Genomic DNA, 25,876 nt, shown 5'->3' with positions numbered 1-25,876 from the left:
CCCCACCCCCCGCCCCCGCCCCCGCCCCCACCCCCACCCCTTGCCCGTGTCGATCTTGGAGTTGTGGTGGACGATATGTGGCGGTATGTGGTTTGTGCGGGGTACCACAACTCCAAGATCGACGGGGAAAGGGGTGGGGCGTGACGCGGGTGGTTGATCCGGCTAGTGGGGATGTGGTGGGGGAGGTGGGGGAGACCGGGCTGGGGGAGGTGGATGCGGCGATCGGGCGGGCTGCTGGTGCGTTCGAGGGGTGGCGTCTGGTTGCGCCGGGGGAGCGGGGGCGGGTGCTGCGGAGGTTCGCCGGGCTGGTCGACAGCCACCTGGAGGAGTTGGCGCAGCTGGAGGTGCGTAACGCCGGGCACACCATCGGCAATGCGCGGTGGGAGGCGGGCAACGTCCGTGACGTGCTCGACTACTACGCGGGTGCGCCGGAGCGGTTGACCGGGCAGCAGATTCCGGTGCCCGGCGGGTGGGACGTCACCTTCCACGAACCGCTCGGCGTGGTCGGGGTGATCGTGCCGTGGAACTTCCCGATGCCGATCGCCGCCTGGGGGTTCGCCCCGGCGCTGGCCGCCGGCAACACGGTCGTGCTCAAGCCCGCCGAGCTGACCCCGCTGACCGCGCTGCGCCTGGCGGAGTTGGGGCGGGAAGCCGGCCTGCCGGAGGGCGTGTTCACCGTGCTGCCCGGCCGGGGCGACGTGGTCGGCGAACGGTTCGTCACCCACCCGGCCGTGCGTAAGGTCTGCTTCACCGGCTCCACCGAGGTCGGCACCCGGATCATGGCCGGCTGTGCGGCCCAGGTGAAGCGGGTCACCCTGGAGTTGGGCGGCAAGAGCGCCAACCTGGTCTTCGCCGACGCCGACCTGGAGAAAGCGGCGGCCACCGCGCCGTACGCCGTGTTCGACAACGCCGGCCAGGACTGCTGCGCCCGCTCCCGGATCCTGGTGCAGCGCCCGGTCTACGACAGGTTCCTGGAGTTGCTGGAACCGGCGGTCCGGGCGCTGCGGGTGGAGAACCCCGCCGCCGAGACCGCCGAGATGGGACCGTTGATCTCCGCCGCCCACCGGGACCGGGTCGCCGGCTACCTCGACGGCGCGACTGTCGCGTTCACCGGCACCTGCCCCGACGGCCCCGGCTTCTGGCACGCCCCGACGGTGCTGCTCGCCGACTCCCCGGCCGACCGGCACTGGCGGGAGGAGATCTTCGGGCCGGTCGTCTCGGTGCTCCCCTTCGACGACGAGGCCGACGCGGTCCGGCTCGCCAACGACACCGAGTATGGCCTGTCCGGTTCGATCTGGACCCGGGACGTCGGCCGGGCGTTGCGGCTGGCCCGCGCGGTCCAGGCGGGCAACCTCAGCGTCAACTCGCACTCCTCGGTGCGCTACTGGACCCCGTTCGGTGGGATGAAGCGTTCCGGGCTCGGCCGTGAGCTGGGCCCGGACGCGTTGCACGCCTTCACCGACGTCAAGAACGTCTTCATCAGCACAGAGGAGTGATGCGCGTGCAGGGTCGGCTACAGGACCGGGTCGCCGTGGTGACCGGGGCGGGCAGCGGGATCGGCTTGGCCACCGTGCGGCGGTTCGCCGCCGAGGGGGCCCGGGTGGTCTGCGTCGACATCGACGACGAGGCCGGCGGGCGGGCCGCCGAGGAGGTCGGCGGGGAGTACGTGCACACCGACGTCGCCGACGAGGCAGCCGTGCGGGACCTCTTCGACGGGGTGGTGCAGCGGCACGGCCGGGTCGACGTGGCGTTCAACAACGCCGGCATCTCCCCGCCCGACGACGACTCCATCCTCGACACCGGGCTGGACGCCTGGGAGCGGGTGCTGCGGGTCAACACCACCAGCGTCTACCTGTGCTGCAAGTACGCGATTGCGCACATGCGCCGGCAGGGCAAGGGTTCGATCATCAACACCGCCTCCTTCGTGGCGCTGATGGGGGCGGCCACCTCGCAGATCGCGTACACCGCGAGCAAGGGCGGGGTGCTGGCGATGACGCGGGAGTTGGGCGTGCAGTTCGCCAGGGAGGGCATCCGGGTCAACGCGTTGTGTCCCGGCCCGGTCGCCACCCCGTTGCTGATGGAGCTGTTCGCCGCCGACCCGGAGCGGGCCGCCCGCCGGCTGGTGCACGTGCCGATGGGCCGGTTCGGCGCACCGGAGGAGATCGCCGCCGCGGTGGCGTTCCTGGCCAGCGACGACGCGTCGTTCATGACCGCCGCGCAGTTCGTCGTCGACGGTGGCATCACCGGCGCGTACGTCACCCCCCTGTGAGCGGATCCGACCGGCCCGGCCCGCCAGCCCGCGTCACCCGGCCCGGGGGGTCCGGCCGGCGGGCCCGTCCGCTGATCGGGATCACCGGGTACGTCGAGCCGGCGAGCTGGGCGGTCTGGCGGGACGTGCCGGCGTCGCTGGTGCCGCAGGCGTACGTCCGCTCGGTGACCGCCGCCGGGGGCCGGGCCGTGGTGCTGCCCCCGGACGAGCTGGACGCCGACGTGGTCGACGTGCTCGACGGGCTGCTGCTGGCCGGGGGCGCCGACGTCGGCCCGCACCGGTACGGCCAGCCGGTGGACCCGCGTACCGAGCCCCGGCCCGACCGGGACGCCGGTGAGTCGGCGCTGCTGGCCGCCGCGCTCGCCGTGGACCTGCCGGTGCTCGGGGTGTGCCGGGGCATGCAGTTGCTGGCCGTCACGTACGGCGGGTCGCTGCACCAGCACCTGCCGGACGTGGTGGGTCACGACCGGCACCGCCCCGCCCCCGGGGTGTACGGGGCGCATCCGGTCCGGTTCGCGCCGGGGACCCGGACGGCGTCGGTGCTGGCCGGGGTGGACCGGGTCAACTCGTACCACCATCAGGCGGTGGCCGATCCGGGCGGGCTCACCGTCACCGGCTGGGCCGACGACGCGGTGGTGGAGGCGGTGGAGGACCCGGCGCGACGGTTCCTGCTCGGGGTGCAGTGGCATCCGGAGAACGACGACGACCCGCGTCCGGTGACCGCCCTGGTGAGGGCGGCCCGGGAGGGCTGACGCTTCCCATAAAGCGGGAAATCTGTCCCGGAATGCGGTCAGCAGCGGCAGGATGACCGCATGGGGACCGTGTATCCGGCGCTGGACGGGCGACTGCGGGAGTTCGTCGAGGCGCAGCCGATGTTCTTCGTGGCCACCGCGCCCAGCGGCGGCGACGGGCACGTCAACGTCTCACCCAAGGGCATGCGGGGCACCTTCGTCGTGCTCGGCCCGCACCGGGTGGCCTGGCTCGACTACCACGGCAGCGGCGCGGAGACGATCGCCCACCTGCGCGACAACGGCCGGATCACGCTGATGTTCTGCGCCTTCGACGGCCCACCCAAGATCGTCCGGCTGCACGGGCGGGGCGTCGCCACCCCGGTCACCGACCCCGGCTACGCGGCGCTGCTGGCCGACTTCCCCGAGCCGCCCGACGTGCACGCCGTCCGGGCGGTGATCGGGGTGACCGTGGAGCGGGTCAGCGACTCCTGCGGCTACGCGGTGCCCCTGATGGACTACCGCGGCGACCGGGACCTGTTGCTCACCTCACACTCCCGGCGGACCGCCGAGGATCTGGTCACCTACCGGGCGACCAAGAACGCGGCCAGCATCGACGGCCTGCCGATCTTCTGAGCGGACCGCCCCTCACCGTGCGCTGTCGGGCAGATGACGGCAGGATGAGGCACGGGTTACCAGCGTCCGTTCGAACCCATGCGTTACGTTCCTGATCCGTCGGGGTAGAAGACGGACGCGACCGGCGTGAGCCGAGGCGTTTATGGGGGGCACGACCGGCCGAAGCAGGGGGCGCGGATGAGCTCGGCCCGTGGGGGCGAGGACGGACGAGGGCGGTCCGCGCTGTCGTCCGTCGACCCCGTGCTGCCGCCGTGGCTGGCCGGGGCGTTCACGGCCGGCGGCGAGATGGGCCGCCGGCTGCGCGGACACGACTGGGCGGCCAGCCCGCTCGGCAGCCCCGACACCTGGCCGGCGGCGCTGAGTCACGCCATCGGCATGATGCTCTCCTCGCGGGCCCAGATCGTGATGTTCTGGGGCCCCGACCAACTGGCCTTCTACAACGACGCCTACCGGCCCACCATCGGCGACAAGCATCCCGTCGCGCTCGGCCGGCCGGCCCGGGACCACTGGGCCGAGACCTGGGACGTGCTCGGCCCCCTGCTCGACGGCGTGTGCCGCAGCGGTGAGTCCTACCGGGCCGAGAACCACCCGTTCCTGCTCGACCGGCACGGCTTCGTCGAGCGGGTCTACTTCGACATCTCCTACGACCCGATCCGCGACGACGACGGCAGCGTCAACGGCGTCTTCTGCTTCGTCAACGAGACCACCGGCCGGGTCGTCGGGGAACGCCGGCTGCGGGCCCTGGCCGAACTCGGCTCCCGGCTCGGCGCGGCCGGCAGCATGGCCGAGCTGGGGCGGGCCACGGCGGCGGTGCTCGACGGGCACCGGGCCGACGTCCCGTTCGCCCTGGTCTACCTGACCGACGAGACCGATCGGCCGGTGCCGGCCGGGGTCAGCGGCGTCGATCCCGCCCGGGTGCCGGCCGAGCTGCCGGCCACGCTGGCCCGGGTCGCCGCCGGTGGGGTGGCCGCCGAGATCGAGGTGGCCGAACTGCTCGGCGCGGTGCCGGGCGACGCCGCCACCCGGGCCATGGTGCTGCCGCTCACCGCCACCAGCGAGCCCGCCGGGGCGCTGGTGGTCGGCCGGTCCGCCCGGCTGCCGTTCACCGACGAGTACCGCGACTTCCTCGGCCTGATCGCCGCGCAGGTCTCCCGGGTGGTCGGCCAGCAGCGGGTGTACGAGCAGGAGCGGGCCCGCGCCGCCGAACTGGCCGCGCTGGACCGCGCCAAGACCAACTTCTTCGCCAACGTCAGCCACGAGTTCCGCACCCCGCTGACCCTCGTCCTCGGCCCGCTGGAGGACCTGCTGGCCGACCCGACGCTGTCCGCCGCGCACCTCGACCGGCTGACCGTGATGCACCGCAACGCGCTGCGCCTGCTCAAGCTGGTCAACACCGTGCTCGACTTCTCCCGGCTGGAGTCCGGCCGGCTGACCGCCCACTACCAGCCCACCGACCTGGCCGAATACACCTCCCGGCTGGCCAGCACCTTCCGTTCCGCGACCGAGCGGGCCGGGCTGCGGCTCGTGGTCGACTGCCCGCCGCTGCCCGCGCCGGTCCTCCTGGACCGCGACATGTGGGAGAAGATCGTCTTCAACCTGCTCTCCAACGCGCTGAAGTTCACCTTCGACGGCGAGATCCGGGTCCGGGTGGCCGCTGCCGACGGCGCGGCACGGCTGGAGGTGACCGACACCGGGGTCGGCATCGCCGCCGAGGAAGTGCCGCACGTCTTCGAACGGTTCCACCGGGTGCCGGGGGTCCGCTCGCGTACCCACGAGGGCACCGGCATCGGCCTGGCCCTCGTCCGTGAACTGGTCGAGATGCACGGCGGCACGGTCGCCGCCACCAGCCGGGTCGACCACGGCACCACGGTCACCGTGACCGTCCCGTTCGGCTCCGCGCACCTGCCGCCCGACCGGGTCGCCGCCGCCGCACCGCTGCCCACCGGCGAGTCGGCGCAGGCGACGCTCCACGTCGCGGAGACCGCCCGGTGGACCGACCGGCCCGACCAGGCCGGCGGGCGGCCCGATCCGGCCACCGGCGAACCCGGGAGGTCCGGCCGGGTCCTGCTCGCCGACGACAACGCCGACCTGCGCGAACACGTCTCCCGGCTGCTCAGCCCCGAGTACGAGGTGGTGGCCGTGCCGGACGGCGCGGTGGCCCTCCAGCAGGCCACCGCGGGCCCGTTCGACCTGGTGCTCACCGACGTGATGATGCCCCGGCTGGACGGCTTCGGCCTGGTCACCGCGCTGCGTGCCAACCCGGCGACCCGGCACGTGCCGATCGTGCTGCTCTCCGCGCGGGCCGGTTCCGCCGAGGCGGTCGCCGGCCTGTCGGTGGGCGCCGACGACTACCTCACCAAGCCGTTCTCCGGGGCGGAGCTGATCGCCCGGGTCCGGGCCAACGTCGAGCTGGGCCAGCTGCGTGGGCAGATCATCCGCCGGCTGCGGGCGCTCGCCGACGCCGCCGTGGCGGTCAACACCGCGAAGTCGACAGCCGACGTGGTCCGGGTCGCCGCCCGGCACGCCCTGCACCTCGCCGATGCGGCCCGGGTGTCGGTCACCACGGTCACCGGCGTACGGCACGAGGCCGACGGTGGCGGCCCCGGCACCGACCAGCCGTCCCAGGTGCTGCCGCTGACCGGCAGCACCGGTGGGCAGCTCGGCGAGCTGCGGGTCTGGCGGCGGGAGGGCGACGGCACCGAGCACGTCGCCGTCGGGGAACTGGCCCGCCTGGTCGGCGTACGACTGGAGAACGCCCAGCTCTACGAGGCCGAACACCGGATCGCCACCACCCTTCAGCACAGCCTGCTGCCGCGTTCGCTGCCCCAGCTCCCCGGCGCGGTGGTGGCCAGCCGCTACCTGCCCGGCAGCACCGACGTCGAGGTCGGCGGCGACTGGTACGACGTGATCGGCACCGGCGACGACGAGGTGGTGCTGGTCATCGGCGACGTGGTCGGCAAGGGCGTCCAGGCCGCCGCCGCGATGGGTCAGCTCCGCAACGGCCTGCGGGCCTATCTGCTGGAGGGCTACGACCCGGGGCAGGCGTTGACCCGGCTCAACCGGCTGGTCGGCTCGACCGAGCGGCAGTCGTACGCCACGGTGTTCTGCCTCTCCTTCACTCCGCGCACCGGCCGGCTGCGGTATGCCAGCGCCGGTCATCCGTCCCCCCTGCTGATCCGAGGAGACGACGTGGCCTTCCTGCACGAGCGGGCCCTCGGGCCGCCCATCGGCGCGCTCACCGGCACCGACTACCGCACCGTCGAGGGTGGACTCGCCCCCGGCGGTCGGTTGCTGCTCTACACCGACGGGCTGATCGAGGACCGGCAGGCCGGCATCGACGCGGCGCTCGCCCAGCTTCGGGCGGACGCCGGCGCGGGCACCGGCGGCGGGCACGTCGCCGATCTGGTGGACGCCGTGGTGGAGCGGGTCGACGGGCGTGACCGGCACGACGACGTCGCGGTGCTGGCGCTGGAGGCCGCCGAGCTGAACCGGTTCGCGTTGCGGCTGCCCGCCGACCCGACCCGGCTCAGCGTGCTGCGTAAGCGGCTGGAGGATTTCCTGGTTGCCCACGGCGTCGGCGAGAACGACCTGTTCGACCTGATCGTCGCCGTGTCCGAGGCCGCCGCCAACGCCATCGAGCACCCGGTCGCGCCGGCGGAGCCGACGATCGGGGTGGAGGTGTCGATCGTCGACCGGACGGTGGTGGCGACGGTGCGTGACAGTGGCCGCTGGCGGGAGTCGACCGGGGCCGGGTTCCGGGGCCGCGGGCTCGCGTTGATCGAGGCGCTGGGCGAGCTGACGGTACGCCGTACCGGCGAGGGGACCGAGGTGTCGCTGCGCCGCCGGCTGGCCGACTGAGCCGGAGCCCGGGTCAGAGTGGGCGCAGCCACTCCTGGTCGCCGAGGCCGGAGATCTCCAGCACCCGGCTGACCTGCCGGGACGGGAACACGGTAAGTGTCTTCGGGAAACGCCGGGCGAGCTGGACCACCGCGTGGATGGCGGCGGAGTCGAAGAAGGTGACCGCGCGCAGATCCAGGGTGACCTGCCGGGCCGGCTCACGGAGGGTGGTCTGGACCATGGTGTCGGCGGTGGCCATGTCGACCTCGCCGGTCACCGTGACGCGGACGTGGTCCCCGGTGACCTCCGCGCGCGCGGAGAACACCGGCGGTGCGCCCCCTGGATCCACCCCGCCACCATTGCACAGCCCGGTGGGCGGCAACAACCGCCGGGCCGTGCGGGAGGCCCTCCGCCCTACGGAGATAGGCTGTCGTCATGACCGTCCGTGCCCCGCTCACCCCCGGCACGCTCTCCCCGTGGCGAGCGGTCCCCGACCACATCGCCCGCCCGGAGTACGTGGGCCGCAAGCAACCCCAGCAGTGGCGCGGCTCGCACGTGCAGACCCCGCAGACCATCGAGAAGATGCGGGTCGCCGGCCGGTTGGCGGCGCAGGCCACCCAGCTCGCGGGGGAGCACTGCAAGCCCGGGGTCACCACCGACGAGATCGACCAGGTGGTGCACGAGTTCCTCGTCGAGCACGGCGCCTACCCGTCGACGCTGGGCTACCGGGGCTTCCCCAAGTCCTGCTGCACCAGCATCAACGAGGTCATCTGCCACGGCATCCCCGACTCGACGGTGCTCGCCGACGGTGACATCGTCAACGTCGACGTCACCGCCTACCTCGACGGGGTGCACGGCGACACCGACGCCACCTTCTGCGTGGGTGAGGTGAGCGAGGAGGCCCGGCTGCTGGTCGAGCGCACCCACGAGGCGATGATGCGCGGCATCCGGGCGGTGCGCCCCGGCCGGCAGATCAACGTGATCGGGCGGGTCATCGAGTCGTACGCCAAGCGGTTCGGCTACGGGGTGGTCCGCGACTTCACCGGCCACGGCATCGGCGAGGCCTTCCACAGCGGCCTGTACGTGCCGCACTACGACAGCCCCCGGCCCACCGACATCATGGAACCGGGCATGACCTTCACCGTCGAGCCGATGATCACCCTCGGCACCTACCAGTACGACATGTGGGACGACGGCTGGACGGTCGTCACCAAGGACCGGAAGTGGACGGCCCAGTTCGAGCACACCCTCGTCGTCACCGACGACGGCTTCGAGATCCTCACCCTGCCGTGACCGACACCCCGGCCGCGCTGCGCGAGGCGCACCACGCGGACGTGTCAGGCGGCTGGCTGCGGCCCGCCGTGTTCGGCGCGATGGACGGCCTGGTCACCAACATCGCCCTGATCGCCGGGGTCGGCGGCGGTGGGGTGTCGGCGCACAGCATCGTGCTGACCGGCACCGCCGGCCTGGTCGCCGGCGCCATCTCGATGGGGCTGGGCGAGTACACCAGCGTCCGGTCGGCCAACGAGCAGGTCGCCGCCGAGGTGGCCAAGGAACGCCGCGAGCTGGAACGCCACCCGGAGGCCGAGGCCCGCGAGCTGTCCGACGCCTGGGTGGCCCGGGGCCTGCCCCGCGACCTGGCCAACCAGGTCGCCGAGGCGGTACGCCGCAACCCGGAGGAGGCGCTGCGGGTGCACGTCCGGGAGGAGTTGGGCGTCGACCCCGACGAGCAACCCAGCCCCTGGGCGGCGGCGATCTCGTCGTTCCTCTGCTTCTCCGTCGGCGCGCTGATCCCCCTGCTGAGCTACCTGCTCGGCTCCACCAGCCTGGCCCTGGCGCTCGCCGTCGGTGGGGTGGGGCTCTTCGCGGCCGGCGCGGTCGTGGCCCGGTTCACCGGTCGCCCGTGGTGGGCCGGCGGGCTGCGGCAACTGCTGCTCGGTGTGGCGGCGGCCGGCGCGACCTACCTGATCGGGATGCTCATCGGGGTGCAGGGCGGGCTCGGCTGACCTCGGGCTCAGCTGGCGAGCAGGTCGTCCACCGTGCCGTCGACCGGGCGGCCCCGGGCGGCAAGCTCCTCGGCCTGCCCGGTCAGCACCCGGCCCACCTCGGTCATGTCCGCGCCGGCCAACCCGGTACGCCGCACCGCGTCGCCCGGGTCACGGAAGTAGGTGCGGCTGAGCAGGCCGCTGACCGTGGCCGCCGCCAGCCGCGCCTCGCCCAGCATCACCAGCGCCTGGTCGGTCTCGTACCACTCGGCGAGCCGGGCCGCGCGGGCGTGCGCCGCCCAACCCCGGTACCAGGCCGCCCGCGCGGCGGCACTGAACTCGGCCGGCCGGGCCCGGGCCAGCCGGCCCAGGTGCTCGTCGCGCAGGGTACGCAGCCAGCCGGTCGGATCGTGGAGCGCGACGGTGGTGACGTACCGGTCGGCGGTCAGCGGCCAGGCCGGGGTCAGCGTCCGGGCCTGCCGCAGGTAGCTCTCGGCGTCGACCACGGTCAGCGCGACCAGCACCCCGTCCACCCGCCGGGTCGACGGGGCCGGCCCGCCGCCCGCCCGGTAGGTGACCAGCAGCAGGCCGACCTCGGCGTCCCCGCCACCGTCGTCGTCGCCGTGCGCCAGCGGGCCGTGCACGGCCACCGCCAGGATGTCCGCCGGGAAGCGTCGCCGCGCCGCGTCGGCAGTCCGACCGGCGACCCGCCAGCGTGGATCGTCCGGGTCCACCCCGGCCGCCGGCTCCGGCACGGTCACGACAGGTCGGGACCGGTCGGGGCCAACCGGAAGATGTGGATCTCCCGGCCGCCGGCCCGCTGCACGTACGTCCGGTACGCCGGCCACTCGGTGACCAGCAACTGCCAGAGCCGGTCCCGCTCGGCCCCGGCGGCCAGGTCGGCGCGGACGGCGAGCCGGCGACCCTTGACGGCGACCTCCGCCTGCGGCCGGGCGAGCAGGTTCAGCACCCAGCCGGGCTGGCGTGGCTGGCCCCAGTTGGAGCCGATCACCACGAACCCGTCGCCGTCCGGCACGTACAGCAGGGGGTTGCTGCGCGGCAGGCCGGAGCGGTGGCCGGTGGTCGTGATGATCAGCGAGGGGACCAACCCGAGCGCGACCACCCGGCCCCGGGTCAGCCGCCCGACCAGCCGGTCGGCGGGGACCAGCAGGCGCATGGTGGCACCGAACCACTCGTGGTGACCGAGCCGCCGGGTGAGGGTTCCGAGTACGGGCATCCGGCCAGTCTGCCTGGTCGACGCGGTGTGCGCACCCACCGGCTTCCGGCGGGCCGCTCAGTCCAGCCGGCGTTCGACCGTGAGGCGGGACCTGGTGAACAGGCCGGCACCGAGCATCGCCACCAGCGGCACCACCACCAGCACGCCGAGGGTCTGCCAGGGCACCACCACCGGGTACGGCGTCTGGGTCGGCCAGGTCTGCGCGTACTGGCGGTTCGTCGAGGTGAGGATGATCAGCGCGGAGCCGAGTCCGGCCGCGATGCCGAGCGCCGAGCCCACCACGGCGATCACCCCCGCCTGGCAGAGCGAGAGCACCCGGCGTACCCGGGGACTGGCCCCCACCGCCGCGAGCGTGGAGAGGTCCCGGCGGCCCTCCGCCGCGGCGAGCCCGGTGGCCACCCCGGCCGCGCCCAGGGTGATCACCCCGGCGCCGGCCGCCAGCAGGAGCAGCACCGGCCGCTGCTCCGAGCGGGGCGGACCCCGCTCGATCTGCGCCGTCACCGGCAGCAACGGCCGCAGCGCGGTGACCACCCGGTCGAGTTGCGCGGTGGTCGGCGCGGACCGGGTGTCGACGGCGAAACCGAGCGGCTCCGTGCGCAGGCCGGCCCGGGTGGCGGCGGCGGGGGAGAGCACCAGCCGGTCCACCGGCAGCCCGTCGCGCAGCAGGTGACCGGGGAGGGTGACGGTGGTAGCCACCGTCGGGCGGGATTCGTCGACCGACCGGTCGACCCGGAGCGTCACCCGGCCGTCGACCAGGTAGCGGGGGTCGGTCACCACCACGCCGCCGGCCCGCAGCACGGCGGTCGCCGCCGCCACCTCGGCCGCCGGGGCACCGCTGAGCACCCCGAGGGCGGCGCCGTCGTCGACCATCGCGGGCAGGTAGAAACCGCTGACGATGCGGACCGGCGGGACGCAGCGCGGGTCGGCCAGCGCCTCGCGGCGGACCTCGGCCGTCCGGTACGACTCCGCGTCGTACGGGCAGGCCCGGCCGGCGGGCAGCACCGGCGCGACCGTGCAGTAGGCGCTCGGGCGTCGCACCTGGGTGCAGCCGGGCACCGCCACCGGCAGCACGGCGTCGGTGCCCAGCTCGGCCCGGACCCGCTCGGTGATCAGCGGAAGCGGGGGCAGCGGGGCGGTGGAGTCCCGGTCGCCGCGCAGCAGCAGCACCCGGCCCGGCGGCATCCCCGGCTGCCAGTCGGCCTGGCTGCGGGCGTCGTCGCTGGCCACGTAGACGCCCAGGGCGACGCTGCCGGCGACGGCGGCCATCACCGCGGAGATGGCTGGGGCGGCCGACGAGCGGTTGCGGCTGGCGTCGCGCAGCGCGATCCGGGGGGCGGGTGGTAGCAGCGGGCCGAGCCGGGCCAGCAGCCCGATCAGGGTGGGCGTGCAGAAGACCAGGCCCAGCTCACCCAGGATCAGCCCGGCGAGGATCACCGGGGTGTCGCCCCGGCCGGCGCCCAGGGCGGCGGTGCCGCTGCCCAGCACGGTCAGCGCCACCCCGATGAGCAGCCACCGGCGGCGGTGCGGGGGTGCGGTCCGGCGACCGGCCAACCCGGCCACCACGTCCTGCCGGGCGGCGGCCAGCGCCGGTGCGAGCGCGGCCAGCACCCCGGCCAGCACCGCGACCGCCGCGATCGCGGCGAGCGCCGCCGGGAAGACCCGGTAGCCCCCGCTGCGCGTCCCCAGCAGGTGCTCCTCGACCAGCGACCGGCCGGCGAGCGCGGCGGTGACCCCGAGCAGCAGCCCGCACGCGGCCCCGAGCCCACCGAGGACCACCCCGTCGGCGAGCACGATCCGTCGCAGGTGCACCGGGTCGCCGCCGGCCACCGCGACCAGCGCCAGGTCCCGCCGCCGTCGCCGGACCCCGACGGCGAAGGCCGGGCCGACCAGCAGGACGACCTCCAGCAGACCGAGGCCGCCGACCAGCACCGCGTTGCTCGCCAGCACCGGGTCGGGCAGGTCGAGCGTCGACCCGTCGGGGGATTGGGCACCCGGCACCGGGTTCCGGGCACTGACCAGCACGCCGTGCGCGTTGAGCCGGTCCACCAGCGTGGCGTCCACCGGGCCGGGGAGGTCGACCAGCCAGCTCTCGTCGTAGCTCCGCCCGTCCCGGGGCAGCCCGGCCGGGGTCAGGGCGACGATCTCCCCGAGCTGGTCGGGGAACTCGACCACGCCGACCACCCGCCACCGGCGGGTGCCGTCGGCGGCGTCGACCGACCCGCCCACCCGTACGCCCAGCCGGGCGGCGGCCTGGGCGCTCACCGCGACCTCGTCGGGCGCGGTGGGGACCCGCCCGGACCGCAGCCGCACCGTCGAGCGGGCCACCGGATCCGTCAGGTCCAGCGCCCGCCCGTCGAGGGTCCTGGTCCGGTCGCCGATCCGCACCTCGAACGGCACCCACCAGCTCACCCGGCTGGCCCGGCTGCCGGCCGGCAGCAGCGCCTCGATCTCCGCCCGGCCCACCGGCCGCTCCCGGGTCACCTGATCACCCGTGCGGGCCCAGTTGGTGTCCCCCCAGGAGTCCTGGTGGATCGGGTTCTCCGCCACCCAGTTCAGCTCGACGTCGGCGGTGCCGGCCCGCTGGGCGAAGCTCTCCTCCCGGGTGAGGTCGGCCATGTCGTAGGTGACCGCGACGAAGCTCAGCACCACCACCGGCAGGGCGATCATCGTCAGCACCAGCGCGGTACGCCCCCGCGCCCGCCACGCCTCCCGCCGGGCGATCCGCAGCGCCGCCCGCCAGGACCCGACCGTGCCGGCGAGCCGACCGGGCGGGCCCACCCGGTCCCTCACGTCGGGCCGCGCGGCCGTTCGGGGCGGGGCGGTCACCGGCCGATTCCGGAGAGCAGGTGCTCAACCCCGGCCAGCGGCGCGGTGGAGTCGACCATGACACCGTCGCGGAGGAACACCACCCGGTCGGCCCAGCCCGCGTGCCGGGCCTCGTGGGTGACCAGCACCCCGGCCGCGCCCGCGTCGACCCGGCGGCGCAGCAGGTGCAACACCGCCTCCCCGGTCTGCGAGTCCAGCGCCCCGGTCGGCTCGTCGGCCAGCACCAGCCGCCGCTCGCCGACCAGCGCCCGCGCGATCGCCACCCGCTGCTGCTGCCCTCCGGACATCTGATCGGGGAAGCGTCCGCCGAGCCCGTCCAGGCCGACCTCCTCCAGCGCCGCCAGGGCCGCCCGCCGGGCCGGCCGTACGCCGACCCCGTCGAGTTCCAGCGGTAGGGCCACGTTCTCGGCGGCGGTGAGGCTGCCGAGCAGGTTCAGATCCTGGAAGACGTAGCCGATCCGGCGACGGCGCAGCCGGGCCAGCCGCCGCCCGTCGAGCGTGCCGAGCGTCTCCCCCTCGACCAGCACCTCCCCGGCGGTCGGCCGGTCCAGCCCACCGGCCAGGGTGAGCAGTGTCGACTTGCCCGAGCCGGAGGGACCCATCACGGCCACCAGCTCGCCGGGTCGTACGGCGAGGCTCACCCCGCGCAGCGCGTGCACGGCGGCCTCCCCACCCCCGTGGGTGCGGTGGACGTCGCGCAGTTCGAGCACCGCGCCGCCGGGGCCGGTCACCGGTGTGCCTCCTCGCCGGCCCGCTCCACCACCTCCGGCGGTGACCCGCTGCGTGCGGTCGGGGCCGCCGGCCGGTGCCGGACCAGGCTGGTCTCGCAGTGGTCGAGCCAGCGGATCTCCGCCTCGGCCTGGAACATCATCGCGTCCAGCACCAGCCGCCAGGGCAGGTCCTCCGGCCGGTCGCTGGTGTACTTGAGCCGGGTCAGCTCCTGCAACGTGCGCATGGTCGCGCCACGCTGGGTCTGCACCACCGCCCGCACGTCCACCCCGGGGGTGGTCAGCGCCAGGGCCAGCTTGATGGACAGTTCGTCGCGGGGGCGGTCGTTGCGGCTGATCGGGGTGACGAACCACAGCGCCAGGTCCGCCCGTCCGGCATCGGTGATGGCGTACGGCCGCTGCCCGCCCTCGTGCTCGGGCAGCGAACGGACCAGGCCGTCCCGCTCCAGCCGGTTGAGGGTGGTGTAGACCTGACCGATGTTCAGCGGCCAGGTCGAGCCGGTCGACTCCTCGAACGCGGCCCGGAGCTGGTAGCCGTACATCTGGCCGCGCTCCAGCAGGGCGAGCAGGCCGTGACGGATGGACATGCGACGGAGTATGCATACCCCGTATGCGGACCGCAACCGCAGGGTACGGCCGGTGGGTCAGGTGGGGCTGCCGGGGAACGGGACGGTCAGTGGGGTCAGGCCCGCGCTGCGCCGCCACCGGGTGGCCCGTACCGCGCAGTCGGTCAGCGCGTTGAGCGCCCGGGTGCGGTCCGCGCCGGTGGTCACCGGCAGCGCCGCCCGCCAGAACGCCCCGGTGCGCTCCTCCACCTGCACGGCCAGCCGCAGCGCGGCGGCCCGGTCGGTGACCGGGAACGGCAGGGCGTAGCCGGCCTGGTCGGCCGGGACCGTCCCCCCGGCGGAGCTGAGCTGGAGCACCAGCGCGTCGCGCCGGGACCGGTGGGCCGCCTCGGCGGCGCGGGCCGCCCGCCGGTCGGCGTCGGTGAGGTGCACCCCGATCGGGCCGTAGGCGTAGATCGCGGCGTACTCGGCGGTCAACGCGCCGGCGAGCGCGTCGCCAGGCGTGGCGGGAGCGGTGGAGCGGTTCACTTCAACGCCTCCAGGTGGGTGGCGCGGGCGGCGGCGATCGCGCCGAGCAGCGCGGCCCGGTCGCCCGGCGCGTCGGCGCACGCCTTCGCCGCGTTGTCCCGGCCCTGCTGCTCGGCCGAGCGCAGCGCGGCCAGCACGGCGGCCCGGTCACCCCCGGCGGGAGACGGGTCCGGCGACGCCGCGGCGGAGGGTTCGGGGCGGCCGATCACCCGACGCAGCTCGTCGGCGTGCGCGGCGTGCGCGTCGGCGATCGGGGTGAGCCGGGCGGCGAGCCCCGCGTCGGCGGCGATCGCGGCCCGGTGCCGGTCGGCCAGCGACCGGGCCTCGGCCGCGAGGGGTTCCAGCGGGTCGGGCGGCGGGGGCGGGTCGTCGCGGTCGAGAAGACCGCACCCGGTCAGCGGTACGGCGGCGACGCCGGCCGCCAGGAGCGCGCCGGCCCGCAGCACGGTACGCCGGGACTGCCCCGTTCCGTCGTGGTGCGTCATTGTTCTGCCCGTGGCCACCGGACAAGTCAACACCATCCCCGCCGTCCGCCGGGCGACCGCCGTCGGTGCGCCGCCGGGGCCGCCGTACCGACGGCGCGTTACGCTCTGCGCAGCCACCGGCGCTGCCGCCCCGGTGGCGTCCCGGCGTGCCGGTCCGACGACCGCCGCCGACCAGGAGAAGGGTGCCCAGATGACGCAGCGTGGCCGTGCCACCAGGCCGACGGCGCCGGCGGGACGCTCCCGCCGCACCGACGGTCCCCGGGGCGGCGACCGTGCCGGCGCATCCCGGGGTGACCTGGCCGCCCGTCGTGACCGGTTGCGCGCGGTGATCGAGCCGGTGGTCGCCGGGGCGGGCTACGACCTGGAGGACGTCTCGGTCTCCCGGGCCGGCCGCCGGCACGTGGTCCGGGTGATCGTGGACGCCGACGGCGGGATCAACCTGGACGCGGTCGCGGTCGTCTCCCGGGCGGTCTCGGCGGCGCTGGACGCGGCCGAGGAGTCCGGCGGGGACATCGTGGCGGGGGAGTACCAGTTGGAGGTCAGCTCCCCCGGGGTGGACCGCCCGCTGACCCTGCCCCGGCACTGGCGGCGCAACGCCGGCCGACTGGTCAAGGTGACCGTCCGGGCCGGGGAGCCCGCCGTGGACCGGCAGGTCACCGGTCGGGTGGTGGCGGCCGACGACGAGCGCGTGGTGCTGGAGACCGAATCCGGTCCGGTGGAGCACCGGTACGCCGAGCTGGGCCCCGGCCGGGTGCAGGTCGAGTTCCACCGCCTCGACGAGATCGACGAGGCGGACGAGATCGACGAGGTCGGCGACGACACCGACGAAGATGACGACGATGATGTGGAGGACGAGGAGAGGTGAACATCGACCTCGCGGCGCTGCGCGCACTGGAGCGCGAGCGGGAGATCCCGTTCGACACGATCCTCGCGGCGATCGAGACCGCGTTGCTGACCGCCTACCGGCACACCGACGGCGCCGAGTCGTACGCCCGGGTGGAGATCGACCGCAAGAACGGCGCCGCCCTGGTCTACGCCCAGGAGCTGGACGACGACGGCAGCGTGGTACGGGAGTGGGACGACACCCCGCACGACTTCGGCCGGATCGCGGCGATGACCGCCAAGCAGGTGATCCTCCAGCGGCTGCGGGAGGCCACCGACGAGGTGCACTTCGGCGAGTACGTCGGCCGCGACGGCGACCTGGTCACCGGCGTGGTGCAGGCGCACGAGGCGCGCAGCGAGAAGGGCATCGTCAGCGTCGACCTGGGCAAGCTGGAGGGCGTGCTGCCGCAGTCCGAGCAGGTGCCCGGCGAGCGGTACACCCACGGCGAGCGGATCCGCTGCGTGGTGGTGCACGTGACCAAGGGGATGCGTGGGCCGCAGATCACCCTGTCCCGCTCGCACCCGGCGCTGGTGAAGAAGCTCTTCGCGCTGGAGGTGCCGGAGATCGCCGACGGCACCGTGGAGATCGGGGCGATCGCCCGTGAGGCAGGTCACCGCACCAAGATCGCCGTCCGGTCCACCGTGCAGGGCGTGAACGCCAAGGGCGCCTGCATCGGGCCGATGGGCCAGCGGGTCCGCGCGGTGATGAGCGAGCTGCACGGCGAGAAGATCGACATCATCGACTGGTCGGACGACCCGGCGACCTTCGTCGGCAACGCGCTCTCGCCGGCCAAGGCGCTGCGGGTCGAGGTGGTCGACCTGGCCACCCGTACGGCCCGGGTGACCGTCCCGGACTTCCAGCTCTCCCTGGCGATCGGCCGGGAGGGGCAGAATGCCCGACTTGCCGCCCGGTTGACCGGTTGGCGGATCGACATCCGGTCCGACGTGGAGCAGCCGGGCACCGGCGGTCGGGGCGGCGGCGAGCACGTCCCGGAGCCGGGCGGAGCGATCTCGGGCGGCTAGGGGTAGACTTCTTCCAGTGGTACGACGCGCGCATCCGGAGCGCACCTGTGTGGGTTGCCGGAAACGTGCGCCGGCCAGCGAACTGCTGCGGATCGTCGCGGTCGGTGACGAGGATGGTCACAGTCTCCGGCCTGATCCGAGCCGCAGTCTGCCGGGTCGGGGAGCGAACATGCACCCGGATCCGGCCTGCTTCGCGCTGGCGGTGCGGCGTCGCGCCTTCGGGCGGGCGCTGCGACTCACCGGGGTCCCCGATCACGGTGCCGTCGCGGAGCACGTCGATGCGTCAACCACTACGTCCGGTCAACCCGATCGGGCGAGGGTCGCTAGCAAGGTAGGACGACCGACATGAGCACACGATGAAGTCCCTGAAATGACCAGGCTTCAAGTGCACGAGTGAGGTCGCTGCGGGTGCTGCCCGCACGACCTCGGAGTGAGGAGTGCAGTGGCAGGTAAGGCCCGCGTACACGAGCTTGCTAAGGAGCTCGGGGTCGAAAGCAAGACAGTGCTCGCCAAGCTGAAGGAAATGGGCGAGTTCGTTAAGTCCGCGTCCAGCACCGTCGAGGCGCCCGTCGCCCGACGCCTGCGTGGCGCATTCGTCGCGTCCGCCGGTGGTTCGTCGGCACCGTCCGCTCCGGCGGCGGCCCCGAGCCCGGCACCGACCCCGACGCCGCCCCCGACCCCGGGTGCCCCCCGGGTCTCGGCCCGACCGATGCCGCCCCGGCGGCCGGCCGCGCCGACCCCTGGACCGAAGCCCAAGGGCCCGGTCCCCGGCCCGCCGCAGCCGGTGACCCCGGTCGCCAAGCCGGCGAGCGCACACGACATCGAGGTGGCCGCCGCCGAGGCGCGCGCCGCCGCGTTGAAGGCCGAGCAGGAGGCCGCGGTCAAGGCCGCCCAGGCCGCCCGGCAGCAGCAGCGGGACAACGTCCGGCGGGAGCCGCCCACCGAGGGTGGCCCGCGTCCGGGTCCGCGTCCCGGCCCCAACGCCGTACCGCCGCGTCCGGGCACCCCGGCCGCTGGCCGGCCCGGTGGTCCCCCGGCGGGCCCCGGTGCCCGTCCCGGTGGTCGTCCGCCGGCGCGCGGTGCCGGTAACAACCCGTTCGGTATCCAGGGTGGCCAGCAGCAGCGGCCCCCGGCGGCCGGCGGCGGCGGTCCCCGGCCGAGCCCGGCCGGCATGCCCCCGCGGCCGAGTCCGGCGTCGATGCCCCCGCGGCCCAGCCCGGCCTCGATGCCGAGCCAGCGGCCCACCACCGGTCGCCCCGGCGGTCCCGGTGGCGGTCGTGGTGGCCCCGGCGGCGGTGCCGGTCGTCCCGGTGGCGGTGGCGGTGGCTTCCGTCCCGGTGGCGGCGGCGGTGGCGGTGGCTTCCGTGGCGGTCCCGGTGGCGGCGGTGGCGCCGGCGGCGGTGGCTACCGTGGTGGCCCCGGTGGCGGCGGTGGCGCTCCCGGCGGTGGTTTCCGTCCGGGTGCCCCGGCCGGTGGCGGTGGTCGTCCCGGTGGTGGCGGTCGTGGCCGTGGCGGCGGTGCCGCGGGTGCCTTCGGGCGTCCGGGTGGCCGGCCGACCCGTGGCCGCAAGTCCAAGAAGCAGCGCAGACAGGAGTTCGACAACCTGTCGGCCCCGACCATGAGCTCGGGCGCGCCCCGGGGTCAGGGTCAGGTCGTCAGGCTCTCCCGTGGCGCCTCGCTGTCGGACTTCGCCGACAAGATCAACGCCAACCCGGGTTCGCTGGTCCAGGAGATGTTCAACCTGGGCGAGATGGTCACCGCGACCCAGTCCTGCTCTGACGAGACCCTGCTGCTGCTCGGTGAGCACCTCGGTTTCGACGTGCAGATCGTCAGCCCGGAGGACGAGGACCGCGAGCTGCTCGCGCAGTTCAACATCGACCTCGACGCCGAGGTCGCGGAGGACCGCCTGGTCAGCCGTGCGCCGGTGGTGACCGTCATGGGTCACGTCGACCACGGTAAGACCAAGCTGCTCGACGCGATCCGTAAGGCGAACGTGGTGGCCGGCGAGGCGGGTGGCATCACCCAGCACATCGGCGCCTACCAGGTCCACGTCCCGCACGAGGGCGAGGACCGCGCGGTGACCTTCATCGACACCCCGGGTCACGAGGCGTTCACCGCCATGCGTGCCCGTGGTGCCCAGGTCACCGACATCGTGGTGCTGGTGGTGGCGGCCGACGACGGCGTCATGCCGCAGACGATCGAGGCGCTCAACCACGCCAAGGCGGCCGAGGTGCCGATCGTGGTCGCGGTCAACAAGGTCGACAAGCCGGAGGCGAACCCCGACAAGGTCCGCCAGCAGCTGACCGAGTACGGCCTGGTCGCCGAGGAGTACGGCGGCGACACCATGTTCGTCAACGTGGCGGCCAAGCCGGGCATCGGCATCGACGAGCTGCTGGAGGCGGTCCTGCTGACCGCCGACGCGTCGCTGGAGCTGACCGCTCCGATCGACGGGCCGGCGCAGGGTGTGGCCATCGAGGCGCACCTGGACAAGGGTCGTGGTGCGGTGGCGACGGTGCTGGTGCAGAAGGGCACCCTGCGGGCGGGCGACTCGATCGTCGCCGGTGGGGCCCACGGCCGGGTCCGCGCCATGCTCGACGAGAACGGCAACCAGGTCGCCGAGGCCGGTCCGGCCCGTCCGGTCCTGGTGCTCGGTCTGACCGCGGTGCCGGGTGCGGGTGACACCTTCCTGGCCGCCGAGGACGACCGCACGGTGCGGCAGATCGCCGAGCAGCGGCAGGCACGACGGCGGGCGGCGTCCTTCGCCAACTCCCGTGGCCGGGCCACCCTCGAAACGCTCATGGAGCAGCTCAAGGAGGGCGAGAAGACCTCGCTCAACCTGGTGCTCAAGGGCGACGTCTCCGGTTCCGTGGAGGCCCTCGAGGACGCGCTGTTCAACCTCGACATCCCCGAGGAGGTCCAGCTCAGGATCATCCACCGGGGCGTGGGTGCGATCACCGAGAGCGACGTCATGCTCGCGAGCGCCTCGTCCGAGGCGGTCACGATCATCGGCTTCAACGTGCGGGCCGCCAACAAGGTCCGCGAGATCGCCGACCGCGAGGGCGTGGAGATCCGGTACTACACCGTCATCTACCAGGCCATCGAGGAGATCGACGCCGCGCTCAAGGGGCTGCTCAAGCCGGAGTACGAGGAGGTCGAGCTGGGCACCGCGGAGATCCGCGACGTCTTCCGCTCGTCCAAGATCGGCAACATCTCCGGTTGCATCGTCCGGTCCGGCATCATCCGCCGCAACGCCAAGGCGCGGCTGCTGCGGGACGGGGCGGTCGTGGCGGACAACCTCACGATCAGCTCGCTCAAGCGGTTCAAGGACGACGCGACGGAGGTCCGCGAAGGCTTCGAGTGTGGTCTGACTCTGGGCGGTTTCAACAACGTCCAGGTCGGCGACACTATCGAAACCTTCGAGATGCGGGAGAAGCCGCGCGCCTGATCCGAGGCTGACAACAGTGCTCAAGGGGTTTACGCCACCCGGCGTAAACCCCTTGAGCATGTCCGGGCCGCTTCCGTAACGTCCGTGGCGATGTATACCGGAACCGCACTCTTCGACCTGCTCCTGCCGGGCGACTCCCGCTCTCTCAAGGCGAAGCGCTCCTACGTCCGGCCCATCGTGGCGGCGCTGCGCCGGTTCGAGGTGTCGGCCGCCGAGGTGGGCGCGCTCGACCTGCACGGTCGGGCCGAGATCGGGGTGGCCGTGGTGGCCGCCGAGGCGAGCCACGTCCGCGACGTGCTCGACTCCTGCGAACGGCTGGTCGCCGCCCGCCCCGAGGTCGACCTCCTCTCCGTCCGCCGCCACCTCCACACCCCCGAAGACTGACCACCCTCCCCGCCGGCCCCGCTGATCCCGTACACCCTCCCCACCGGCCCCCCGCTGGCGCCCGCCTGCCCTCGTGGACCCCGAGTGTCTTCGTTGACCCCACAGCTCCTCGTTCACCCCTGGGCCCTCGTTGAGCTCGCCTGCCCTCGTTGATCAAGAGGTTTGCGTCAGCCTCGACGGTGATCAAGAGCTTTGCGTCAGCTTTGATCTTCAGGTTGACGCAAACCTCTTGATCAGTTGACGCAAACCTCTTGATCACCGGGGCGGGTTGGGCGGGGCGGGTTGGGCGGGGCGGGTTGGGCGGGGCGGGTTGGGCGGGGCGGGTTGGGCGGGGCGGGGAGTGGGGTGGGGCGGGGTGGGGGCGGGCGGGTGGGGGTGGCGCGCGGGTAGTGTTCGAGGTGTTGGGTGGTTGGTCCCGGTGACGTCCGCGTCGCCGTTCCGGCCGCGGAAGGAACGCCCTGGAGGTGGGGGACATGACTGATCCGGCCAAGGTTCGCCGGCACGCCGAGCGGATTCGCGAACTGGTCGCCTCGGTGGTGCGGAGCCAGATCAAGGACCCCCGGCTCGGGATGATCACCATCACCGACGCCCGGATCACCGCCGACCTGCGCGACGCCACCGTCTTCTACACCGTCCTCGGTGACGCGGCGGCCCAGGCCAGCACCGCCGCCGCGCTGGAGAGTGCCAAGGGCATGCTGCGCAGCACCGTCGGCAAGGCCCTCGGGCTGCGTCACTCGCCCTCGCTGACCTTCGTCCTCGACGACGTGCAGGACCAGGTCAAGCAGATCGACGACCTGCTCGCCCAGGCCCGGCACGCCGACGCCGAGGTGCAGCGGCTGGCCGCCCAGGCCAAGTACGCGGGCGACGCCCAGCCGTACCGGGTCGACGACGAGGACGACGAGGCGGACGACGACGTCAGCACCGACACGTCCGCGACGGACCGGCGGTGACGGCCGCCCCGGGCACGGCCGACGAGCTCCGTACCGGGTCACCGTCCGCGGGCCCCGGCGAGGATGACTGGGCTGCCGCTGTCGCGGCGGTACGTGGCCTGTCGGCCGACGCCCGGGTGCTGCTGATCTGTCACGTCAACCCGGACGGCGACGCGCTGGGCAGCATGCTCGGCTTCGGGCTCGGGCTGCGCCGGCTCGGCGTCCACCGGTTGCAGGCCACCTTCCCGGGGCCGCCCGAGGTGCCGGAGCCGTTCCGTTGGCTGCCGGGCCTCGACCTGCTGGTGCCGGCGGCGGAGGCGTACCCGGACCCGGACCTGGTGGTCTGCTTCGACGCCGCGAGCGAGTCGCGGCTCGGTGACCTGGTCGACCGGCTCGACACCGCCGGCACCTCGATCGTCCTCGACCACCACGCCTCGAACACCGGTTTCGGTGCGGTATGCCTGGTCGACCCGGTGGCGGCGGCGACCTCGGTCGTCGCCGAGCAGTTGCTCTCCCGGCTCGACGTGCCGCTGGACGCCGAGATCGCGACGGGCCTCTACGTCGCGCTGACCACCGACACCGGCTCGTTCCGGTTCGCGGCCACCACTCCCGAGGTGCACCGGCTCGCCGCCCGGCTGCTCGCCACCGGCCTGCACCCCGGTGACATCTCCCGTCAGGTCTTCGACACCCGGCCGTTCGGGGCGGTCCGGCTCTTCGGTGAGGTGCTGGGCCGCGCCCGGCTCGAACCGGAGGCCGCCGCCGGTCACGGCCTGGTCTGGACCGACGCCACCCTCGACGACCTGGCCCGGCACGACCAGCAGCCGTACGTGCTGGAGTCGCTGATCGACTCGGTCCGCTGCACCGCGGAAGCGGACGTCGCCTGTGTGCTCAAGCAGGTCGGGCCGGTCGAATGGGCGGTGTCGATGCGCAGCAAGGGTGCCGTCGATGTCAGCGCGGTGGCGGTGGCGTTGGGTGGCGGAGGCCACCGCTTCGCCGCCGGTTTCACCGGATCGGGCGACGCCGAGCAGGTCATCGCCCTGATCAGGGCCGAGTTGGCCGGTGCGCTGACCGGTGGCCCCGCCGATGCCGACGGGTGTCGGTCTTCCCGCACGCGGTGACCCCGGGGAGAATCGGACGATGGAGCAGCCGCACGAGATCGCCGTGGACGTCTCCCGCGCCTGGGACAGGCCGGTGGTCACCGTGCCGGTGCTGGCCTGCCTCTCCCTGGTCGGTGGGCAGTTCCCGTCGTTCTCGGCGCAGGCCAACATCTGGACGCTGGGAACCGGCGGTGCGCTGATCTGGCTCGGGCTCGGCAACCGGGTGCAGCGTCGGCCGGCACCGCGTCGGCTGGGCCGGGGCGCCGTCTGGTGGCTGCTCCCGGCGGCACTGTTCGGGGTGCTCGAAGGGGCCACCTTCGTCATGGCGGTCGGCGACGAGTTCCCCACGTTCTCCCGCCTGGCCGATCCGCTGCTGGAGGACGACCTGGTCCGTTCAGCGGCCTGGTTCGCCTGGCTGGCCGCGTTCTGGGGGCTGGTACGGCGATGATGCGGACCCTCGCCATCAGTGGCTTCCTCGCTTCGCTGGTGCTTTTCGCGGTCGTCGAGTGGGCGGCCCGCCGGGCGGGTTCCCGGATCCCCTCCCTGGGCGACATCTGTGCCTACGTGATGCGGTACGAGGTCGGGCCGGTGCCGGTCGGACGGATCGGCGTGTTCGGGTTCTGGTGGTGGCTGGGCTGGCACTTCCTGGCCCGCTGACCGCCTACCTCCCGGCGGGTCCCGGCCGCTGCGGGCCGGGCAGGAGCGGCGGCTAGGGGTCCGGGTCCGGTGCTACCTGTTCGGCTGGGGCTCGGGTCTGGCCGGCGGGTTCGGCCCGGTGTCAGGTGGTTGGTCCGGGCCGGCCTTTCCTCCCTCGTGCGGTGCGTCCGCCCGGCCCGGTTCTGCCGGGTTCGAGCTGCCCGGTCGCACACCTCGTGCGGGTTCGACCCGATTGAGGCTCGTCTTCGGTCGGGGTCGGGCCGGTTCGGCGGTGCCGTTCCGTGGTCGGCGTGTCCTGCTCGATCGGACGGGTCACGGGGGCTCCGGCGGAGTCCGGTTCCTGCGCGGTGCGGGTGTTCGTGCCGCGTCGGTCGGGTCGGGGTGCTCCCGGGGTGCTCGCCGGGCTCGTCCAGATGACGGGAAGAGTGGGCACTATTTGGAAAGTAAACGTTAACTTGGGAGAGGCCGACGTCACGCCGTGACGCAGGTCGCGGGCGGTGGTGCCACACCCGGTGCCGCCTCCCTCCAGGGTCTGACCGACCCGGGCTCACGCTGCCAGGCGAGCCGCTCCGGTGATCCCGGGCTGCCTTCCCGGCGCTCAGCAGGACCGCCCGTCCGGGCCACCTGTTCAGTGGTCCGCACCCTGGAAGGACACACCGCCATGGCGACCAAGCCCAAGACCGAGACCACCGACGAGGCCCGCGAGCAGATGCGCCGCGCGTTGCAGACCTCGATGGACACCCGTCAGTGACCCTGCCCCACCGCCGGTGACCCGCCGCCCGGCTGAGTCGTGACTCAGCCCGGCCCGGTGGTCGTGCTCGGTTCCGCTAGGCCCGGTGCCGTTCGTCCCACCCGGCTCAGCCCTGGGTCGGGGTCCCGGCGTGGCCCGGCTCCACCCCGGCCCAGGTGCGGTCCGGCTCGGCCGTAGCGCCGACTCCGGATCGTCCCGACCCTGGCGTCAGCCGGGTACGGGCCGGTCCAACACCGGCTGCGCTCAGCTCCATCCCCTCCCGGCCCTCGGCCCGGCTCCGGTTGCGCTCGGCTCCACCCTGGCCAGGGCCCGACTCTGGCCGCGACCGGTGCCCCAACAGGGCCAGGCTGTTCAACCCACCCGGCCGAACCGTGTTCGACCGGCTCCACCATGCGGTGTCCAGGGTCGCCCGGCTCAGGCCGCGTCCGACCGCAATGATGGGACGACATCCAAAGATCACTCGATCGGTCGGTGCACCCCGCGGTGACCGAAACCGTCCCATCAGCCGGCCGGTCGGGTCCTGGCCAGAGCCGGGCCGCCCGTTGGCCCGCATCCGCCGGGCCGCGCCGGCCGGGGCACCCCCGTCGCGTCCGTCGGGGCGACCGACCGGGGCACCCCCCGTTGCCTCCGTCGGGCCGACCGGCCGGGGCACCCCCCCGTCGCCTCCGGGCCGCGCCGCCTCCGCCAGCTCGGCCCATGTCAGTCGCGCCCGGCTCGGTCCACGTGAGCCGCGCCGGCTCGGTCCACGCCGGTCGAACCCCGCCGTTCGGGCCAGGGACGCCAGGCCAGGGACGCCAGGCCAGGGACGCCGGGCCAGGGACGCCGGGCCAGGCACGCCGGGCCGGGGACGCCGGGCAAACCATGCCCCGCAATCCCGCCCCCC

24 protein-coding genes are annotated in these 25,876 nt (G+C 74.0%); 16 read left to right on the top strand and 8 right to left on the bottom strand.

Annotated elements, in window-relative coordinates:
• Window positions 1-149: 149 nt before the first annotated feature.
• The 5 genes from ACN267_RS16865 (at window position 150) to ACN267_RS16845 (ending at window position 7,491) form a co-directional block, all read left to right on the top strand.
• Window positions 150-1,496 (top strand): aldehyde dehydrogenase family protein, encoded by a 1,347-nt coding sequence (locus ACN267_RS16865; RefSeq protein ID WP_372445909.1) that lies wholly within the window; start codon window positions 150-152, stop codon window positions 1,494-1,496.
• Window positions 1,496-2,269, top strand: coding sequence for a 3-oxoacyl-ACP reductase (locus ACN267_RS16860; RefSeq protein ID WP_239484647.1), 774 nt, complete (start codon window positions 1,496-1,498; stop codon window positions 2,267-2,269). The genes ACN267_RS16865 and ACN267_RS16860 overlap by 1 nt, the downstream gene beginning before the upstream one ends.
• A gap of 71 nt (window positions 2,270-2,340) precedes the next feature.
• The gene (locus ACN267_RS16855; protein ID WP_204957315.1) at window positions 2,341-3,021 is read left to right on the top strand and encodes a gamma-glutamyl-gamma-aminobutyrate hydrolase family protein; all 681 of its coding nucleotides are present in this window, start codon (window positions 2,341-2,343) and stop codon (window positions 3,019-3,021) included.
• A gap of 60 nt (window positions 3,022-3,081) precedes the next feature.
• Window positions 3,082-3,633, top strand: coding sequence for a pyridoxamine 5'-phosphate oxidase family protein (locus tag ACN267_RS16850; RefSeq protein ID WP_204956916.1), 552 nt, complete (start codon window positions 3,082-3,084; stop codon window positions 3,631-3,633).
• A 177-nt stretch (window positions 3,634-3,810) separates the two neighbouring features.
• Complete coding sequence (locus tag ACN267_RS16845; RefSeq protein WP_421489097.1) at window positions 3,811-7,491, top strand: SpoIIE family protein phosphatase; 3,681 nt, start codon at window positions 3,811-3,813, stop codon at window positions 7,489-7,491.
• A 13-nt stretch (window positions 7,492-7,504) separates the two neighbouring features.
• On the opposite strand, the gene ACN267_RS16840 is transcribed toward ACN267_RS16845, so the two are convergent.
• Window positions 7,505-7,819, bottom strand: coding sequence for an STAS domain-containing protein (locus ACN267_RS16840; RefSeq protein WP_204956918.1), 315 nt, complete (start codon window positions 7,817-7,819; stop codon window positions 7,505-7,507).
• Window positions 7,820-7,905: 86 nt separating this feature from the next.
• Here ACN267_RS16840 and map point away from each other — a divergent pair, with 86 nt between their 5' ends.
• Both map and ACN267_RS16830 read left to right on the top strand, forming a co-directional pair.
• Complete coding sequence (map, locus tag ACN267_RS16835) at window positions 7,906-8,763, top strand: type I methionyl aminopeptidase (RefSeq protein ID WP_204956919.1); 858 nt, start codon at window positions 7,906-7,908, stop codon at window positions 8,761-8,763.
• Window positions 8,760-9,476 (top strand): VIT1/CCC1 transporter family protein, encoded by a 717-nt coding sequence (locus ACN267_RS16830; protein ID WP_421489096.1) that lies wholly within the window; start codon window positions 8,760-8,762, stop codon window positions 9,474-9,476. The genes map and ACN267_RS16830 overlap by 4 nt, the downstream gene beginning before the upstream one ends.
• A gap of 8 nt (window positions 9,477-9,484) precedes the next feature.
• Here ACN267_RS16830 and ACN267_RS16825 read toward each other — a convergent pair whose 3' ends face one another.
• From ACN267_RS16825 to ACN267_RS16795, 7 genes are read right to left on the bottom strand one after another with little or no spacing between them, the layout of a single operon-like run.
• On the bottom strand, window positions 9,485-10,216 hold the full coding sequence (locus ACN267_RS16825) for a nucleotidyltransferase domain-containing protein (RefSeq protein ID WP_421489095.1): 732 nt from the start codon (window positions 10,214-10,216) through the stop codon (window positions 9,485-9,487).
• The gene (locus ACN267_RS16820) at window positions 10,213-10,692 is read right to left on the bottom strand and encodes a nitroreductase family deazaflavin-dependent oxidoreductase (protein WP_204956921.1); all 480 of its coding nucleotides are present in this window, start codon (window positions 10,690-10,692) and stop codon (window positions 10,213-10,215) included. Before ACN267_RS16820 ends, ACN267_RS16825 begins: the two co-directional genes overlap by 4 nt.
• A 57-nt stretch (window positions 10,693-10,749) precedes the next feature.
• The gene (locus tag ACN267_RS16815; protein ID WP_421489094.1) at window positions 10,750-13,482 is read right to left on the bottom strand and encodes an FtsX-like permease family protein; all 2,733 of its coding nucleotides are present in this window, start codon (window positions 13,480-13,482) and stop codon (window positions 10,750-10,752) included.
• Between the two features lie 32 nt (window positions 13,483-13,514).
• The gene (locus ACN267_RS16810; RefSeq protein WP_204956923.1) at window positions 13,515-14,249 is read right to left on the bottom strand and encodes an ABC transporter ATP-binding protein; all 735 of its coding nucleotides are present in this window, start codon (window positions 14,247-14,249) and stop codon (window positions 13,515-13,517) included.
• Window positions 14,246-14,833: a PadR family transcriptional regulator gene (locus ACN267_RS16805; RefSeq protein WP_281899738.1), complete on the bottom strand. Its 588-nt coding sequence runs from the start codon at window positions 14,831-14,833 to the stop codon at window positions 14,246-14,248. Before ACN267_RS16805 ends, ACN267_RS16810 begins: the two co-directional genes overlap by 4 nt.
• 57 nt (window positions 14,834-14,890) lie before the next feature.
• Window positions 14,891-15,340 carry a ferritin-like domain-containing protein gene (locus ACN267_RS16800; RefSeq protein ID WP_281899736.1) on the bottom strand — a complete coding sequence of 150 codons (450 nt, stop codon included), beginning with the start codon at window positions 15,338-15,340 and terminating at the stop codon, window positions 14,891-14,893.
• Window positions 15,337-15,825: a hypothetical protein gene (locus ACN267_RS16795; protein WP_421489093.1), complete on the bottom strand. Its 489-nt coding sequence runs from the start codon at window positions 15,823-15,825 to the stop codon at window positions 15,337-15,339. The genes ACN267_RS16800 and ACN267_RS16795 overlap by 4 nt, the downstream gene beginning before the upstream one ends.
• Window positions 15,826-16,015: 190 nt before the next feature.
• Between ACN267_RS16795 and rimP the strand changes: the two genes are divergently transcribed.
• From rimP to ACN267_RS16750, 9 genes are all read left to right on the top strand, one after another.
• Entirely contained in the window at window positions 16,016-16,690 is a 675-nt protein-coding gene (gene rimP / locus ACN267_RS16790; RefSeq protein WP_204956926.1) for a ribosome maturation factor RimP, read from the top strand.
• Window positions 16,687-17,730, top strand: a complete 1,044-nt coding sequence (gene nusA / locus ACN267_RS16785) for a transcription termination factor NusA (RefSeq protein ID WP_421489092.1) — start codon at window positions 16,687-16,689, stop codon at window positions 17,728-17,730. Before rimP ends, nusA begins: the two co-directional genes overlap by 4 nt.
• A 16-nt stretch (window positions 17,731-17,746) precedes the next feature.
• A complete protein-coding gene (locus tag ACN267_RS16780; protein ID WP_204956928.1) occupies window positions 17,747-18,079 on the top strand; it encodes a YlxR family protein in 333 nt (110 codons plus the stop codon).
• Between the two features lie 93 nt (window positions 18,080-18,172).
• Entirely contained in the window at window positions 18,173-21,175 is a 3,003-nt protein-coding gene (gene infB, locus ACN267_RS16775; protein WP_204956929.1) for a translation initiation factor IF-2, read from the top strand.
• 90 nt (window positions 21,176-21,265) lie between these two features.
• A complete protein-coding gene (locus tag ACN267_RS16770) occupies window positions 21,266-21,559 on the top strand; it encodes a DUF503 domain-containing protein (protein WP_302741390.1) in 294 nt (97 codons plus the stop codon).
• A gap of 473 nt (window positions 21,560-22,032) precedes the next feature.
• Entirely contained in the window at window positions 22,033-22,509 is a 477-nt protein-coding gene (gene rbfA, locus ACN267_RS16765; protein WP_204956931.1) for a 30S ribosome-binding factor RbfA, read from the top strand.
• Window positions 22,506-23,606 carry a DHH family phosphoesterase gene (locus ACN267_RS16760; RefSeq protein WP_421489091.1) on the top strand — a complete coding sequence of 367 codons (1,101 nt, stop codon included), beginning with the start codon at window positions 22,506-22,508 and terminating at the stop codon, window positions 23,604-23,606. The genes rbfA and ACN267_RS16760 overlap by 4 nt, the downstream gene beginning before the upstream one ends.
• A 19-nt stretch (window positions 23,607-23,625) precedes the next feature.
• A complete protein-coding gene (locus tag ACN267_RS16755) occupies window positions 23,626-24,033 on the top strand; it encodes a hypothetical protein (protein WP_281899725.1) in 408 nt (135 codons plus the stop codon).
• Window positions 24,033-24,242 (top strand): DUF6186 family protein, encoded by a 210-nt coding sequence (locus ACN267_RS16750; RefSeq protein WP_204957318.1) that lies wholly within the window; start codon window positions 24,033-24,035, stop codon window positions 24,240-24,242. The genes ACN267_RS16755 and ACN267_RS16750 overlap by 1 nt, the downstream gene beginning before the upstream one ends.
• The last annotated feature ends 1,634 nt before the right edge of the window (window positions 24,243-25,876 follow it).

This window comes from Micromonospora sp. WMMD734 (assembly GCF_049178975.1).
GTDB lineage: Bacteria > Actinomycetota > Actinomycetes > Mycobacteriales > Micromonosporaceae > Micromonospora > Micromonospora wenchangensis.
The sequence above is the reverse complement of the archived record's forward strand: the minus strand, read 5'-3'. Positions and strand labels throughout refer to the sequence as shown.